This window comes from Winogradskyella sp. Asnod2-B02-A, from assembly GCF_045063645.1.
GTDB lineage: Bacteria > Bacteroidota > Bacteroidia > Flavobacteriales > Flavobacteriaceae > Winogradskyella.
Window position 1 is genome coordinate 2,108,307 of the sequence record NZ_JBEFOG010000027.1, and the last position, 15,634, is coordinate 2,123,940.

The 15,634-nt window shown below is 31.4% G+C and carries 16 protein-coding genes; 4 read left to right on the plus strand and 12 right to left on the minus strand.

All coding sequences use genetic code 11. The annotated features are described in order from the left end of the window. Window positions 1-96 precede the first annotated feature (96 nt). Complete coding sequence (locus ACJJVO_RS16975; RefSeq protein WP_405576270.1) at window positions 97-1,497, plus strand: sensor histidine kinase; 1,401 nt, start codon at window positions 97-99, stop codon at window positions 1,495-1,497. Between the two features lie 156 nt (window positions 1,498-1,653). On the opposite strand, the gene ACJJVO_RS16980 is transcribed toward ACJJVO_RS16975, so the two are convergent. Beyond that, complete coding sequence (locus tag ACJJVO_RS16980; RefSeq protein ID WP_405576272.1) at window positions 1,654-2,334, minus strand: hypothetical protein; 681 nt, start codon at window positions 2,332-2,334, stop codon at window positions 1,654-1,656. A 39-nt stretch (window positions 2,335-2,373) separates the two neighbouring features. Between ACJJVO_RS16980 and ACJJVO_RS16985 the strand changes: the two genes are divergently transcribed. After that, complete coding sequence (locus ACJJVO_RS16985; RefSeq protein WP_405576274.1) at window positions 2,374-3,174, plus strand: class I SAM-dependent methyltransferase; 801 nt, start codon at window positions 2,374-2,376, stop codon at window positions 3,172-3,174. 35 nt (window positions 3,175-3,209) lie between these two features. Here the strand turns inward: ACJJVO_RS16985 and msrA are convergent, their stop codons facing one another. From msrA to ACJJVO_RS17000, 3 genes are all read right to left on the minus strand, one after another. Then, window positions 3,210-3,872, minus strand: a complete 663-nt coding sequence (gene msrA, locus ACJJVO_RS16990; RefSeq protein WP_405576276.1) for a peptide-methionine (S)-S-oxide reductase MsrA — start codon at window positions 3,870-3,872, stop codon at window positions 3,210-3,212. A gap of 171 nt (window positions 3,873-4,043) precedes the next feature. Further along, window positions 4,044-4,829, minus strand: a complete 786-nt coding sequence (locus ACJJVO_RS16995) for a zinc ribbon domain-containing protein (protein WP_405576278.1) — start codon at window positions 4,827-4,829, stop codon at window positions 4,044-4,046. 2 nt (window positions 4,830-4,831) lie between these two features. Beyond that, window positions 4,832-5,926 carry a Nif3-like dinuclear metal center hexameric protein gene (locus tag ACJJVO_RS17000; RefSeq protein ID WP_405576280.1) on the minus strand — a complete coding sequence of 365 codons (1,095 nt, stop codon included), beginning with the start codon at window positions 5,924-5,926 and terminating at the stop codon, window positions 4,832-4,834. Window positions 5,927-5,966: 40 nt separating this feature from the next. On the opposite strand from ACJJVO_RS17000, the gene lpxK reads away from it, so the two are divergent. Beyond that, entirely contained in the window at window positions 5,967-6,965 is a 999-nt protein-coding gene (gene lpxK / locus ACJJVO_RS17005; protein WP_405576282.1) for a tetraacyldisaccharide 4'-kinase, read from the plus strand. Here the strand turns inward: lpxK and ACJJVO_RS17010 are convergent. From ACJJVO_RS17010 to ACJJVO_RS17035, 6 genes are all read right to left on the minus strand, one after another. Then, window positions 6,958-9,198, minus strand: a complete 2,241-nt coding sequence (locus tag ACJJVO_RS17010; RefSeq protein ID WP_405576284.1) for an ATP-binding protein — start codon at window positions 9,196-9,198, stop codon at window positions 6,958-6,960. The two genes, lpxK and ACJJVO_RS17010, sit on opposite strands and share 8 nt — an antisense overlap. A gap of 50 nt (window positions 9,199-9,248) precedes the next feature. Beyond that, on the minus strand, window positions 9,249-10,244 hold the full coding sequence (gene gap, locus ACJJVO_RS17015) for a type I glyceraldehyde-3-phosphate dehydrogenase (protein WP_405576286.1): 996 nt from the start codon (window positions 10,242-10,244) through the stop codon (window positions 9,249-9,251). Beyond that, window positions 10,244-11,116 carry a lipoyl synthase gene (gene lipA, locus ACJJVO_RS17020; protein WP_405576288.1) on the minus strand — a complete coding sequence of 291 codons (873 nt, stop codon included), beginning with the start codon at window positions 11,114-11,116 and terminating at the stop codon, window positions 10,244-10,246. Before lipA ends, gap begins: the two co-directional genes overlap by 1 nt. 139 nt (window positions 11,117-11,255) lie before the next feature. Further along, the gene (locus ACJJVO_RS17025; protein ID WP_405576290.1) at window positions 11,256-11,801 is read right to left on the minus strand and encodes an RNA polymerase sigma factor; all 546 of its coding nucleotides are present in this window, start codon (window positions 11,799-11,801) and stop codon (window positions 11,256-11,258) included. Beyond that, window positions 11,792-12,904 (minus strand): glycosyltransferase, encoded by a 1,113-nt coding sequence (locus tag ACJJVO_RS17030; RefSeq protein WP_405576292.1) that lies wholly within the window; start codon window positions 12,902-12,904, stop codon window positions 11,792-11,794. The genes ACJJVO_RS17025 and ACJJVO_RS17030 overlap by 10 nt, the downstream gene beginning before the upstream one ends. A gap of 6 nt (window positions 12,905-12,910) precedes the next feature. Next, window positions 12,911-13,114: a membrane or secreted protein gene (locus ACJJVO_RS17035; RefSeq protein WP_405576294.1), complete on the minus strand. Its 204-nt coding sequence runs from the start codon at window positions 13,112-13,114 to the stop codon at window positions 12,911-12,913. 225 nt (window positions 13,115-13,339) lie between these two features. On the opposite strand from ACJJVO_RS17035, the gene aqpZ reads away from it, so the two are divergent. Beyond that, a complete protein-coding gene (gene aqpZ, locus ACJJVO_RS17040) occupies window positions 13,340-14,026 on the plus strand; it encodes an aquaporin Z (protein ID WP_405576296.1) in 687 nt (228 codons plus the stop codon). Window positions 14,027-14,094: 68 nt separating this feature from the next. Here the strand turns inward: aqpZ and ACJJVO_RS17045 are convergent, their stop codons facing one another. Together ACJJVO_RS17045 and ACJJVO_RS17050 are read right to left on the minus strand one after the other, a co-directional pair. Next, complete coding sequence (locus ACJJVO_RS17045; RefSeq protein ID WP_405576298.1) at window positions 14,095-14,886, minus strand: RNA polymerase subunit sigma-70; 792 nt, start codon at window positions 14,884-14,886, stop codon at window positions 14,095-14,097. Between the two features lie 11 nt (window positions 14,887-14,897). Beyond that, window positions 14,898-15,431 carry an RNA polymerase sigma factor gene (locus ACJJVO_RS17050; protein ID WP_405576300.1) on the minus strand — a complete coding sequence of 178 codons (534 nt, stop codon included), beginning with the start codon at window positions 15,429-15,431 and terminating at the stop codon, window positions 14,898-14,900. Between the last annotated feature and the right edge of the window lie 203 nt (window positions 15,432-15,634).

Genomic DNA, 15,634 nt, shown 5'->3' on the forward strand with positions numbered 1-15,634 from the left:
GACGAAACCCTCTATTATGAGATCATTAATTAGATAGAAAATTATTGTTTAATTAACATTTTCTCTTTAGATTGGTCTAATCAATCAATTTTATATATGCTAAAGAGACTATGGTCTTCATATCACCAATGGTATATTGAATATAGTGGGTTTTCTAAAGGAAACCAACAAGATGATTTGTCTTATTTTAGAGATAAACTATTTATTTCCATTTTAATATTAATTCTTCCAATAGGTTTAATTTCTTACATTCCTAGTGCTATTACGGTCATTTTAATGGGGAAATGGTTTGTTTTTTATGTAGATACTATTGCTTTTTTTCTTATTTGCTTTTTGTTTTTTAATAACAAAATGAGTTTAAGCTTAAAGAAAATGGTTTTTTCTTCAAATTTATTTTTCTTGTCATTTGCCCTTCTGCTATATATCGGTTTAGGAAGTAGCAATGGTTTACTTTTATTTATGCTTTGTATTTTAGTAACACTATATAGTGGAAAAAAAGCAGGTGTTAAAACAGTAGTTTGTTCAGGGGTTGGATATTTATTAATCGCTATAACTCTATATTTTAACCTTGTTGACTTGTCGATTTTTAAAGACGAAGAATTTGAAGTAATAGTAATTGTGTTTATTAATAATATTCTTTTTATTTTAATGGCTGTGCTTTCAGTTTCATTTTTAGTGGATCGCTTGCATAATGCACTATTAAAAGAAAACCATTTGCAAGAAGCGCTTATAGAAAAACATAAAAATGTAATAATAGCAAAGGAAAGAGCAGAGCAATCTGATCAGTTAAAATCTGCCTTTTTAGCAAATATTAGCCATGAAATACGCACACCTATGTATGGTATTTTAGGATCTGCCGAGCTTTTAAAGGATTATGAAGCGAATAATGATAAGGATTTTAAAGAATTTATAGGTATTATAGAACAAAATGGCTCAAAGCTACTCGACGTTATTTCTGGGATATTAAATATTTCTGAAATAGAAACAGGTGTAATGAAGATTAATGTTACTACGTTTAATATTGATGAAACAATTTCTACTATTTATAAGCTTTTTTCGCTTGAGGCAGAATTAAAGGGAGTAAAGTTTATTCTTAAAAATAATGTTTCAGAATCTTTAAAATTGATAAAATCAGATGAGGCTAAAATTACTATTGTGTTAAAAAAGTTAATTGAAAACGCTATAAAATTCACCTCTAAAGGAGATGTTATAATACTTAGTGTTGAGTCTAATAATTCGGAATTAAATTTTTCTATTGAAGATACTGGTATTGGTGTACCTAAAGATAAAATGGAAACTATTTTTAACCCTTTTTATCAAGTAGATATTACCAATAAAAATGCACTTCATGGTTCGGGAATAGGCTTGTCTATAGCTAAAGCTTATGTGAAGTTGTTAGGAGGGAATTTGTCGCTTATTAGTAAAGAAGGTGAGGGTTCTACATTTATGTTTAGTATAACAACACATTTAGAAAATCAACAAAATCAACAGATATAACATTATTTTTATAAAAGAATAAAGCACTTCCATTAAATAATAAAAGTGCTTTAATATATATAGACGCCATAAGGCGGAAAATGTAAGCTATGCATATTTAAGAAAATTCTTAATACGCGAATCTTACATTATAGATTACAAAAGTAAGTTATATTTTTAGTGATCCAAAGTAATGCTAACATTTGTAAAATTTAGATTCCATTCACCATCTGCTTTTTTATGGGTTGTAGCAATTTTAATGCCTTTATAATCTTTATAGTTTTCAAAAGTTGTAGTTAGCGATGGTTCTTTAGAATTTCCTTTTCTGAAAACCCATTCTCGGATTAAAAAACTTTCATCAAAATAAATATCGTAAGCATCACCAGGTGTATAACCTCCTTCATTGGGATAAGTTATAGTAATCATATCTAATGGTTCTTTACTAATTGGAGATTCTGCTTTTTTTGGTTTTGAAATTGTTGCAGAAGTATCCCAAGCTAATTGAAATGGCACTAATAACCAGAATTTATCATTTACAAATTTTTTATCAAGTGATATTGTCAAGCTATCTAATTTCTTTCTAGAGTAATTAGTTGTGTCTTTTTCTATTGCTGACCAAACGGCATCTGTTCTCGTATTCCAACTCCAAGAACGTTCAAAATGGATGTTGTTTTGATCAACGTTGAAAGTGAAATTGATTTCAGAAACATTTTGCCAGTTGTTGAAACCATGAGCATTCGCTATTTTTTTTGCGATTGAGACTTCGTTTTGTTCTTCTAGTACTTTAGTTTTTTCTTTGTCAGATTTACAACTGAATACAAGAACTAAGCAGATTAAACTGAGATATAATGGCTTCATACTAAAAGATGTTTTAAATTACATGCTAAATTAACCAACATGAAAGAGAAAACGAATTATTTTGAAGTTAATAGAACAACTTGGAATAAAAAAGTAGCCATACATTCAGAAAGCGAAATGTATAATCTAGATGCTTTTAAAAAAGGGAAAACGTCACTGATGCCTTATGAGTTAAAGGCGTTAGGAAATGTAAAAGGTAAATCTCTATTGCATTTACAATGTCATTTTGGGCAAGACACGTTAAGTTGGAGTAGAATGGGAGCGAAGTGTGTTGGTATAGATTTAAGTGACGAAGGTGTGAAATTAGCAAAACAGCTAAATACAGAATTACAGTTGAATGCTGAGTTTGTATGCTGTAATGTTTTAGATACCTCTAACCATGTTTCAGAAATTTTTGATATTGTTTTTACAAGTTATGGAACCATTGGTTGGTTGCCAGATTTAAAACCGTGGGCAAAAATGATTTCCGAGCGCTTAAAAGTTGGAGGAACGTTTTATATTGTAGAATTTCATCCCATTGCTTGGATGTTTGATTACATTGATGGTATATCAGAAATGAAATATCATTACAGTCAAGATGAGGTGATTTATGACGAGTACGAAGGAACTTATGCTAATCAAGATTCAAAAATGGTAAGTAAAGAGTATGGCTGGAATCATGGTCTAAGCGAAGTGATAAATTCACTTATTGAAGCAGGTTTAAAAATTGATTACCTTAATGAATATGATGAAAGTCCGTATGATGTATTCCCAGATTTAGTAAAAACAGGTTCAGGTATGTATAAATTGATAGATCAAAAATTTCCAATGATTTTTGAAATTAAGGCTACTAAAATATAATAAAAAAAGACTGAACACATGTTCAGGCTTTTTTATTAATGCTTATTGTCTTTCTTTAATAACTCAGGGAGCTTAGCTTTAAATTTATTTAATCTAGGAATAGATATATTTCTTATATAACCTTGATTGGGATGTAAACGCTCATAGTTTTGATGATAATCTTCAGCGACCCAAAACTTTTGAAAAGGATAGACTTCTGCGGCAATTTTAGCATCTAATTCTTTGGCTAAAGCTGCTTTTTTATCTTCAATAATTTTCTTCTGTTCGTCATTTTGATAAAATATAATAGAACGATACTGTGAACCATTATCTGGTCCTTGTCCATTTACTTGCATTGGGTTTTGCGATCCAAAATAGACATCAACCAATTCTGAAAAAGTAATAACCTCAGGGTCATAAATAATTTCTACAGCTTCTGCATGGCCTGTTTTTCCTGTATTACTTGCTTCATAGGTTGGGTTTTCTGTAAATCCGCCAGCATATCCAGAAATGGATTCTTCAACACCTTTAACGCTTTCGTAAATGGCTTCTACACACCAGAAGCAACCGCTAGCAAAATAAGCTCTTGCTTTTCCGTCTTTTAAAGGAACAACAATAGGTTCTGCATTAATAACTGCTTGCTGTTTAGGGTTTACTTGTGCTTGGTTTTGGCAGCTAAATAATAAGGTAATGGTTATAATACTGAGTAATTTTTTCATTTATTTCAGATTTATTTTAGAATATCAAAATTTGAATTCTGAGTTTGTAATTTTCTTTTTCTTATAGTCGCAATAAGATACAATTCCTTAAAACCAATTATTCTAAAATTATCATAAATAAAAAAAGCCTTTGCATTTGCAAAGGCTTAAAAATATGATGTGTTGAAAAATCTACTTACTAAGTTTAGCAAATAATTTATTCATTTTTACTTTTTCTTCTTCAGCTAATGCCGCATCAACTAAGATACGTCCACTATGCTCATCAGTAATTACTTTTTTACGAGAAGCAATTTCTACTTGTACTTGTGGTGGAATGGTAAAGAAAGATCCTCCAGAAGCACCACGCTCAATTGCTACAACAGCTAAGCCATTTTTAACGTTATTTCTAATTCTGTGGTATGCTTTTACTAAACGATCATCAATTTTCTTCTGAAAATCTAATGATTTATCGTTAAGTGCTTCTTCTTCTTTTTCAGTTTCCTTCAAAATTTCGTTAAGCTCACCTTTTTTATGCTTTAAATGCGCATTTCGATCTTTTAAACGGTCTTTAGTTTCAGAAATAACTATTTTTTTCTGCTCTATTTGCGCTTTAAACTCTTTAATGTGCTTTTCTGCCAATTGAATTTCTAATTCTTGAAATTCAACTTCCTTAGTTAGTGAGTTGTATTCTCTGTTATTTCTAACATTTTTTTGTTGCTCACTGTATTTTGAGATTAAAGATTTGGCTTCTTCAATTAAGTTTTTCTTTCCTTTAATATCATCGTCAATAATAGCAAGGCTATCATTTAACTTTTCCATTCTTAAGTTAAGTCCTTCAACTTCGTCTTCTAAATCTCTAACTTCTAAAGGAAGCTCACCCCTGACATTTCTTATTTCATCTACTCTAGAGTCAATTAATTGTAAATCATATAGTGCTCTTAATCGCTCTTCAACAGAAACTTCAGCTTTTTTTGCCATAATTATAAATACTTTATCGGATTTGTATTTGTCTTTGATAAAATGATTGCAAAATTAGTGATTTTTTTCGAGAGATAGTCTACTAAAAACGATTTTGTGAACTGTTCGCTTTCATAATGTCCAATATCGGCTAAAACAATGGCATTTTCAGCACTGAAAAAGTCGTGGTATTTTAAGTCTGCTGTGACTAAAATATCTGCATTGGCAGCCTTTGCCGCAGAAATAGCAAAACTACCAGAGCCACCCAAAACGGCTATACGTTTTATCGGTTTATTTAATGATTTAGAATACCTAATGCAGTCTGTTTGCATCTTAGCTTTAATATATTTTAAGCAATCTTCGGTTTCCATAGCGTTTTTAAGCTCACCTATCATTCCGATGCCAATATGCTGATTGTTGTTTTCTAATGTAGAAATTTCATAAGCGACTTCTTCATAAGGATGTGCTTCAAACAATGTTTTTAAGACTTTAGATTCAAGATGTTTCTTAAATGTTACTGATATTGCCGTTTCTTTCTCAGTATGTAATATTCCTTTTTTACCAATTACTGGGTTAGCGTCTTCATTGCCAAGATAAGTACCTTCTCCTTCTACGTTAAAACTGCAAGATTCGTAATTGCCAATGCTACCTGCACCTGTGCTAAACAAAGCTGTCCTTAAGGCTTCTGCGTTAGCTTTTGGCACATAGGTTTGTAATTTTTTTATGGTTCCAGATTGTGGTATTAGAATCTTTTTATTTGTTAGCTCTAATTGGTCACAGATAATGGAATTTACGCCCTGAAAAGCATTATCTAAAGCTGTATGAATAGAAAAAATCGCAATATTATTCTGAATGGCTTTAATGACTACACGCTCAACATAAGTTTTTCCTGTAAGTTTCTTTAGGCCTGAAAATATAATAGGGTGGAAGCTTACTATAAGATTACAATTATTCTCAATAGCTTCATCTACTACAGTTTCGAGCGTATCTAGTGTGACTAAAATCCCAGAGACCTTCTCATTTTTATTGCCAACAAGTAGCCCAACATTATCAAAATCCTCAGCATAAGCCAAAGGTGCTAAGTTGTGCAAGTGATTAATTACGTCTTGTATAATCATAAGTGTATATTTGTTTCAAAAATAATATAATTTAGTCGTCGTGAAGTTGATCCGCATCATATTGTTTCCTATTGTTCCAGTTTATTACCTAATTACATGGTTGCGAAATTGGTTGTTTGATGCTGGAATTAAATCGTCTAAGTCTTACGATTTTCCTGTAATATGTGTTGGAAACCTAAGCACTGGTGGAACAGGCAAAACACCAATGATAGAATATTTAATTCGTATTTTAAAAGATGATAAGGATTTAGCCACATTAAGCAGAGGCTATAAGAGGAAAACTGAAGGTTTTGTTTTGGCCGACGAAAGTGCTAACGCAGATACTATTGGCGATGAACCTTTTCAGTTCTACAGAAAATTTAAGGATGTAAGAGTGGCTGTAGATGCGGATCGCCAAAACGGAATTGCTGAGCTTAGAATGCTACAACCACAACCGGAAGTCGTTTTGTTAGATGATGCTTTTCAGCATAGAAAAGTAAAGGCAGGATTCAATATTCTGTTGACGTCTTATAATAACCTGTATTATAAAGATATGGTTTTGCCAACAGGTAATTTGCGTGAGCCCAGATCTGGTGCAAAGCGTGCAGATTTAATTGTGGTAACAAAATGTAATAAAGATATTACCGAAACTGAAAAACAGAAAATAACTTCAAAATTAAAATTGCTTAAACAACAGCAGTTATTTTTTAGCTATGTGGATTATGGGTCTCATGTGGTTTCGGATTCTAAAGAAATGGAATTAGCGAAACTTTCAAAATTTACTTTAGTAACAGGAATTGCTAATGCAAAGCCTTTGGTTAAATTTTTGAATGAGAAAGGATTGAAATTCGATCATCTAGAATATAGCGATCATTATAATTTTAAACCATCTGATATTGAAACTTTAGCTTCAAAATCACTAATTATTACAACGGAAAAAGATTATGTACGTTTGTCTGCTAATGAGAAGTTAAAAAGTAAATTGTTTTACTTACCTATTGAAATTAAGATAGATAAATCGGAAGAATTTAAAGCAGCAGTGCAAGTATTTGTTAGCTGAAGAAACTAGATATTATTTTTTCACCTGAAAGTGCAGCGTGCAGTTTATCTTCAAAATCATCTTGCTTAAATGGTTTTGATATAATATCATCGAAACCAGCTTCACCAAACTCGTGCATTTTATCTTCTAAAGTTACAGCTGTAAGTGCAAAAATAGTCAGCTCTTTGTCGAAAGTTCTGATTATTTTTGTGGCTTCTAATCCGCTAATTCCTGGCATATGGATGTCCATTAAAACAACATCGTATGTCACCTCTTTAACTTTTTCTACAGCGGCTTCGCCATTATCAACAACATCACAATACAGATCCATTTTGTTAAGAATCTTTTTAGTGATCATTTGGTTGATTTTGTTATCTTCTACAATGAGAATTTTAACATTGCTTAAATCTAAACTTTCCATCTTATTAACTTTTTTAACTTCTTCTACTTGAGGTTTGTCGGCTTCTTTATCATATTCTAAAGGAATTTCGAAAAAGAATGTAGTGCCTTTACCAAGCTCACTCTTTAAGTAGATTTTACCTTTAAGAATTTGAATTAATCCTTTTACAATTGATAAACCGAGACCAGTTCCTCCATATTTTCTGTTAATTTGAACAGAGCCTTGTGAGAAGCTTTCAAACATGTGGTCTTGTTTTTCTTTTGTGATACCTATACCATTATCTTCAATCTCAAAGCGTAGCTTGTACATGTTATTCTTTTGGTCAATTTTGTACGCTCTCACCCAAATGTCTCCATCTTTAGTGAATTTAATAGCATTTCCGAGTAGGTTAATTAAGATTTGGGAAATCTTTAATTGGTCGCCAACAAATGTTTCTGGCAATCCGTTTTCATAATCAAAATGTATAGTTGTGTCTTGGTCTTTTGCAGAATTGCTAAGTGCCGAAATCACATTTTCTAATTTATTTTTAAGGTTGAAATTTTCTGGGTCTAACTCCACTTTATTGGCTTCAATTTTGTTGATTTGAAGAATATCATTAATGAAAGTTAGTAGGTAATCACCAGAGAATTTTAAGGATTTTAAATGTGGAATTTGATGTTCTTTTGGGTCTTCATCTAATAGCATATTAGTAAGACCTGTTACTGCATATAAAGGTGTACGTAACTCATGTGTTACAGTAGATAAGAAGTTTGCTTTTGTTTTAGAGGCCAATTCTGCCTTCTCTTTGGCTATAATAAGTTCATCATTCTTCTTGTGAAGCATGGTGTTGGTATTAAGCCTAATGTTATTGTTTTTGTACAACGATAACGTTAATAGCGACAAAATAGTAATTAGTGCTATGCTCAATATGGTTGTTATTCTTGTAAATGCAATTTCATCACTTACTTCATCAATTTGAGCTTTTAACTGTGCGTTTTTAGCATCTTTATAATTGCTAATATATTGCCCAGAAATTCCTGGTGATAAATTCTCTCTCTTTACATTTAATATGGAATCAGAAAGATGAATATGCTTTTTAATATAATTGTAAGAATTTTGATAATCACCATTTTTTTCATGAATATCACTTAGTGTTACATAAGCTTCATTTACATCTTCTAAAATTTTATGTTCTTGTGCAATGGCTAATCCTTCTTCTGTTTGTGATAAAGCCATCTCTGAATTTCCTAAGGCAGAATACACTTTTCCACTTTGTATTAAAGCACTACTTAAACGACGATTTTGGTTGTATTTCTTGGCAATAATTATGGTTTTTTCTAATTGCTTTTTCGCCTCTTCAAAGCGTTTTTGTGCGATATAAACTTTAGCCTCATTTAGTGTGACTTCTGAAGTGTATTTTTCTAAATCTTCTTGTTCAAATAGCTTTTTTGCAGAATCAAAATATCCTAAGGCGTTTTTGTATTCTTCTTTTGTACTATGAATTACACCTTTAATATTATAAGTAATAGCTAAATTACCGTAGTCGTTATTTTCGCGTTGAATTTGAATGGCTTTAGTAAGCGAAATGTTAGCTTGGTCTTCTTCACCAACAAAAAATTGCACTTTTGCAATTTTAGTATGGATTGTACCTTGCTGAGATTTGTCGTCAATTTTTACGGCAATGTCTAAAGCCTTATCAAAATTGTCTTTAGCATTATAGTAATCTCCACGATTGCTTTCAATCCTGGCTTGTTCTAAGTGTTCTTGAAGTAATAGTGCAAGCATATCCTTATCTTCCACATTAGCTTGTTGTGCGGAAATAAGACTACATAAACATGCTAAAAAAACAAATATGTAATATTTGATCTGGGACATTCAGCTCCTTTTAATTCAGGCAAATATAATTATTTATTCGATAAAAGTCACTATTTGTCGGTTAAATTGCAAATTAAATCTAAAATTCTTGAACTATAGCCAGTTTCATTATCGTACCAGCCTACTATTTTTACCATGTTACCAATGACTGAAGTCATTTGAGAATCAAAGATACATGAGTGTGCGTTGCCAACAATATCAATAGACACAATAGGGTCTTCAGTATATTCTAAAATACCAGATAAGTGATTTTTGGCCGCATTTTTAAAAATGGAGTTGACTTCTTCAATAGAAGTAGATTTTTTAACATTGATGGTAATATCTGTTAAAGATCCGTTTGCAACTGGGACTCTAATACCACAACCTCCAATAACTTCCGATAAATCAGGGAAAATTTTTGTCAAGGCTTTTGCGGCTCCAGTTGTTGTTGGTACAATAGATTGGCCAGCAGCTCTTGCTCGTCTTAAATCTTTATGAGGTTGATCGTGCAGGCTTTGATCTGTAGTGTATGAGTGAATAGTTGTAATATAAGCTTGTTTTATACCAAGATGCTCTCTTATAAGCGCAATCATTGGTGCAGCATTATTTGTGGTACAAGACGCGTTAGAAATTATAGTTTCTGTGCCATCTAATGTGTCGTCGTTAACGCCTAAAACAATGGTTTTAATATCGTCTTCTAAAGCCGGAACAGATAAAATAACTCGTTTTGCTCCATTATTTATATGGTGCTGGAGTTCTGCTTTAGTTTTAAATTTTCCTGTAGATTCAATTACAAAATCAGGTTGGACTTTAGTCCAATCTATAGTATTTGGATGCGATTGATTGTATAAAGGAATAGAAATACCATTAACAATAATATGATTATCATTAAAAGAAACAGTATCGCTTAATACTCCATGAATACTATCATATTTTAATAAATGACTTAAGGTTCTAGCATCAGCCAAGTCATTAATTGCTACTATTTGTATTTGCGGATGCTTTAAAGCTAACCTAAAAACACGACGGCCTATTCTGCCAAAGCCATTAATGGCAATTGTAATCATTAATTAATATGTTTTTGAGCTTTGTAAGACGATCTTACAAGGGCACTACTTTCAACATGTCTAAAACCTAATTCTAAACCAATTTCTTTATATTCATTAAATTGATCTGGATTGATAAATTGTTGAACAGGTAAGTGCTTTTTACTAGGTTGTAAATATTGACCAATAGTAACCACATCAACATCATGCGCTCTTAAATCGTGAAGGGTTTGAATAACTTCTTCTCGTTCTTCTCCCAAACCTAACATAATACCAGATTTGGTTCTGCGTTGTCCTTGTGCTTTTAAATATTTTAAAACTCCAAGACTTCTATCGTATTGTGCTTGTATTCTTACTTCTCTAGTTAATCTTCTAACAGTTTCAATATTATGTGATACTACTTCAGGAGCAATATCAATAATACGATCGATATGTTTTTCTATGCCTTGAAAATCAGGGATTAATGTTTCTAATGTTGTGTTAGGATTCATTCTTCTAACAGCGTTAACGGTTTCAGCCCACATAATGCTTCCCATGTCTTTTAAATCATCACGATCTACACTTGTTAAAACAGCATGTTTTATTTCCATTAATTTAATTGAGCGCGCTACTTTTTCAGGCTCGTCCCAATCTACTGTTTCTGGTCGTCCGGTTTTTACACCGCAAAAACCACACGATCGTGTACAAACATTACCCAAAATCATAAATGTAGCAGTGCCTTCTCCCCAACATTCTCCCATGTTTGGACAGCTTCCAGACGTGCAAATAGTGTTTAGTTTGTATTTGTCTACTAAGGATCTAAGTTCTGTGTATTTTTTACCAGTAGGTAATTTTACTCTTAACCATTTTGGTTTACGTTCTGGTAATATATTTGATGCCACTTTGGTTTCCATGCAATTCTTTATTTCAAGACGCAAAGATACAAAGTAAATAATAAAAAGAGTTTATGGAATGTTAGTATAACATATTGTAAAGCACAAATTATTTACTGATTAAACCAATAAACAATTGAAAATTTTATACTTTAAAAAATTAAGATTTTGTGATAATTGCAGCTAATAGCTTTTTTGCTCTTAGGAGTTTCACTTTTACGTTATTTATAGGTTCTTTTAGCTCTTCAGAAATTTCTTTATAACTTAATTCTTGAAAAAACCTCAAGTTGATGACCTCTTGATAATGCGGTTTTAGTTTTTTTATGTCACGCAAAAGATTTGCGAGATTTTGCTCCGTAATAATGCTATCTTCTGGAGTAGGTGAATCATCAACGATATCAAAATAGTTGTCCTCATTGTCTTTAGAGGTATCATTGATAGACTTTTTTTGCTTTCTTACTAAATCTATATGTATGTTTTTAGAAATGGTAATTAGCCATGTCTTAAATTTATAATCTTCATTATAAGTGTCAATCTTGTCAAAAGCTTTAGAAAATGTCTGAATTGTAATGTCTTCAGCATCGTTTTCGTTTTGGGTTCGTTTGAGCTGAAAGGCATAAACATCATTCCAATAAGTATCAAGAAGAAAATTGAACGCGATTTGTTCTTTGTTTTTTGCTTTGATTATGGCTTCTTTTATTTCCAATGTTTAGGCTTAGATATCAAATTAGCAATAAAGATACTTAATTGTGTAATAATTAAAAATAATTCTAAAATTGGTGCTAGAATTATAAGGTCTGTTTCTTCGAGTTTTTTAGCAGTAAAACCAAAACATAGCCATTGTATAACAAAACGTAGGCCAATTAATGATATTACCCATTGCCATGAAAAGCCTAATACTAAAAGTGAAATTCCGATAAACCAGAATAATAATTGTGAGATATAAAATGTACCTAATAAAAATTGATGTTTCAATTTATAAAGATTGGCTGTGCTAATATGTCTTCTTTTTTGAAGAATCCATGCCTTAAATGTTGTTTTGGGTTCAGAAATAGTGAAGCTTTCTTTTGTAAAACAAATTGATGTATTTGAGGCATTAGCGACTTCATTTATAAATAAATCATCATCACCAGATTTAATAGTCATATGGTTGTTAAATCCACAATTATTAAAGAACAGTTCCTTTCTGTAAGCCAAATTACGTCCAACTCCCATATATGGCGATCCTAATTGGGCATAAGAGAAATATTGTAATGCAGTCATTACGGTTTCAAACCGAATAAGTTTGTTTAAGAACGAAAATTTCTTTTTTGAGTACGCTCCATAACCTAATACAATAGATTTTTCATTTGAAAAATTTGCAGATAGTTGAGCTAACCATTTAGTAGAATTTGGAATGCAATCTGCATCTGTAAAAACTAAAAAATCATTTTTTGAGGCTTTAATTCCTAATGTAAGTGCGTATTTTTTATTTCCCCAAAAGGCTTCATTTACTTTAACATCTACAAGTTTAATGTTGCTGTTGTTAGCCTTAAAATCTGTCATTATTTCTAATGTATCATCAAAAGAACTGTCGTTAACTAATACAACTTCAAAATTAGAATACTCTTGGTTTAATATTAAGGGAAGGTTTTTCTTTAGATTTTCCGCTTCATTTTTAGCACAGATAATTATAGAAATAGGAATTTGTTTTTTTAGACGTGATTCAGCTCGTTTGATACCAAACGAAAATAAAAACGTACTATAATAAAAAACTTGTATACCAACTACTGCACAAAATGCATAAAAGAGTATTACGGAAAGTGTCATTAAGGCTTAAGAATGTTCAGGTTCGTTACAATCTTTATATTGTTCTGGTGTTTTTCCGCAAAAACCACAAGATTCACCTTCTTTGTTTAGCATTGGGTTTTGGCTAGCACATGTGCCAGCAAATTTACCGTCTTTTTTTGCCCATATTTTTATGGCAATTCCTGCTACTGCTAAAGCTAATAATGCTAATGTAAGTAATAGTAATTTCATCTGTAAATATCTATTTTTCTCTAATTTATTAGATATAGTATCCTTAAATTAATTTCTTATAAATAGAAGAATTTGTTTTAAGATTGCTTCTTCTTAGTACTCAAACTTAATGCAAAGGTAATGCTTTTACATTTATTTTCTACTCAATTCTGTTGTGACTTAACTTGTTGATTTTGTGTCTATATACTATATAAGCATTTTTATTAACTAATTAACTTATCAATTATGAAAAAATTATTCGCTGAATTCTTCGGAACATTTTGGCTAGTGTTTGGTGGTTGTGGTAGTGCAATATTTGCTGCTGGAATCCCTGAACTAGGAATTGGATTTGTAGGTGTCGCTTTGGCATTTGGTCTTACTGTATTAACTATGGCTTATGCTGTAGGGCATGTTTCTGGTGCCCACTTTAATCCTGCTGTATCAATTGGTCTTTGGGCTGGTGGAAAGTTTGAAGCTAAAGACTTATTAGGTTATATTGTAGCTCAGGTTATTGGTGCCATTGCAGCAGCAGGTGTATTGTATTTAATTGTATCAGGAAAATCTGGCTTTGATGGAGTAGGCGGTTTTGCAGCTAATGGTTATGGGGAATTATCACCAGATGGTTATAGTATGGTGTCTGCTTTAATTGCAGAATTTGTTTTAACGGCATTTTTCTTATTGGTTATTTTAGGTAGTACATATCCTAAAGCGCCAAAAGGGTTTGCAGGTATAGCTATTGGTTTAGCTTTGGTACTTATTCATTTAATTAGTATTCCTATTACTAACACATCAGTAAATCCTGCAAGATCTTTAAGTCAAGCATTGTTTGCAGATGGTGCGCATTTATCACAAGTATGGTTATTCTGGGTAGCTCCAATTGCAGGAGCGATAGCAGGAGGTGTAATTCATAAAACTTTATTCTCTAAAGATTAAGTTTTAAAATAATTCAAATAAAAAAGAGGCACAATTTTTATTGTGCCTCTTTTTTTAAGATATATAGCCTATTTCTCTTTTAAAGAAATTTCAGCAACTTCAGTATCATTTTCATTTGTATTGTCACCTTTAGTGCCAATTTTAATACTAAGTGCCAATGCATCTTCCATATATGGAATTTGTTTTAACTTTCTATTAGATTCATCTAGTATACCTAAATTAACCATACGGTCTTGCAACTCAGCCCAAATTTGGTAATACTGATCTTCTGGTAATTGTGGTAACGTTATAACATCAATCATAGACGTTTTTTCTACTGGATTAATGTAAGCTACTGTTTTTAAGTTTTTGGCACGCTCATTACCATTGATAACGTATTTCTTAGAATCAGGATTGTTTAATTTAAGCAACTCTCTCGACAATTTGTCTAATTTATAATTGTTACTTTCAATATCGCTTCGTAAGTCAAAAATTTCATCAACAACCACATTGTTTTCGCTGTTAAGTTGAATGTTTTTTTGATAAAGCATAAATGACGTCGCTGCAAATAATACTGCTGCTGCACTTGCTGCAATGCTATACCACGATGTTTTTCTCCTATGCTCTAATTGAATTACTTTAGTCTCTTTAGGTTCTTCTAAGGATTCTAAAATACTATCTAACATATTATTAGGTGCTTCAACAGCACTAGCCATTGTTATAATTTCTAAATTATTCTGAAGTTCTTCATATGCTTGAGCAGCCTCAGGATAATTAGAAATAAAGTGTTCAACTTCTTTAGATTCTTCCAAAGAAGTGTCTCCAACCAAATACTTATTAAGTAGGTTAGAATTTAAAAAGTTGTGTAATTTTTTTTCCATGATCAAATAATTTATGGATTGTAGACTTTTTTAAGTTCTCTCAATCCTATTTTTAATCTAGACTTAATAGTGCCAAGTGGAATATCTAATTCGTCGCTGGCTTCTTGTTGTGTCATCCCTTGAAAAAACAAGGCGTCTAACACAATTTGATACTTTTCTTCTAGTTTCCCAACATGTTGTTTGATGTCCATGACATCTTGGTTAAAATTTGTTGTTGGTAGAATATATACGTTTGAAGTTTCAATTTGGACTTCTTTATGATATCTATTATTAAAACTTCTTAGTTTGTCTATTGCAGTATTTCTTGCTATTCTAAATAACCACGTAAAAAGTTTGGCTTTAGAGGCATCGTATTTAGAAGCATTTTTCCAAACTTTTATAAATGTTTCTTGTAAAGCATCTTGAGCAACTTCTTCGTTAACGGTAATTTTTAAGATGACACCGTAAAGACTATTAGAATAGTTCTCATACAATAAATTTAACGCCCGTTTATCTCCTTTTTGAAGATAATCGATAATTTTTTGCTCTGTAGGTGTTATGCTCAAAATGTTAAAATATTGATTTTCTGATTCTTAAAACGTCTAAAATTGATTTGAGAACGTAAATATAAGTAAATACAATATATATAGATGTTCTATAAAAAATATTAGAATAATTTTATCTTCTCAAGAGGTTGATTAATAGCATTTTCAAATAGAAATTATTCTAAATTCAAAAGTCGTAATGTAAATTGCGACTTTTGTTTTGT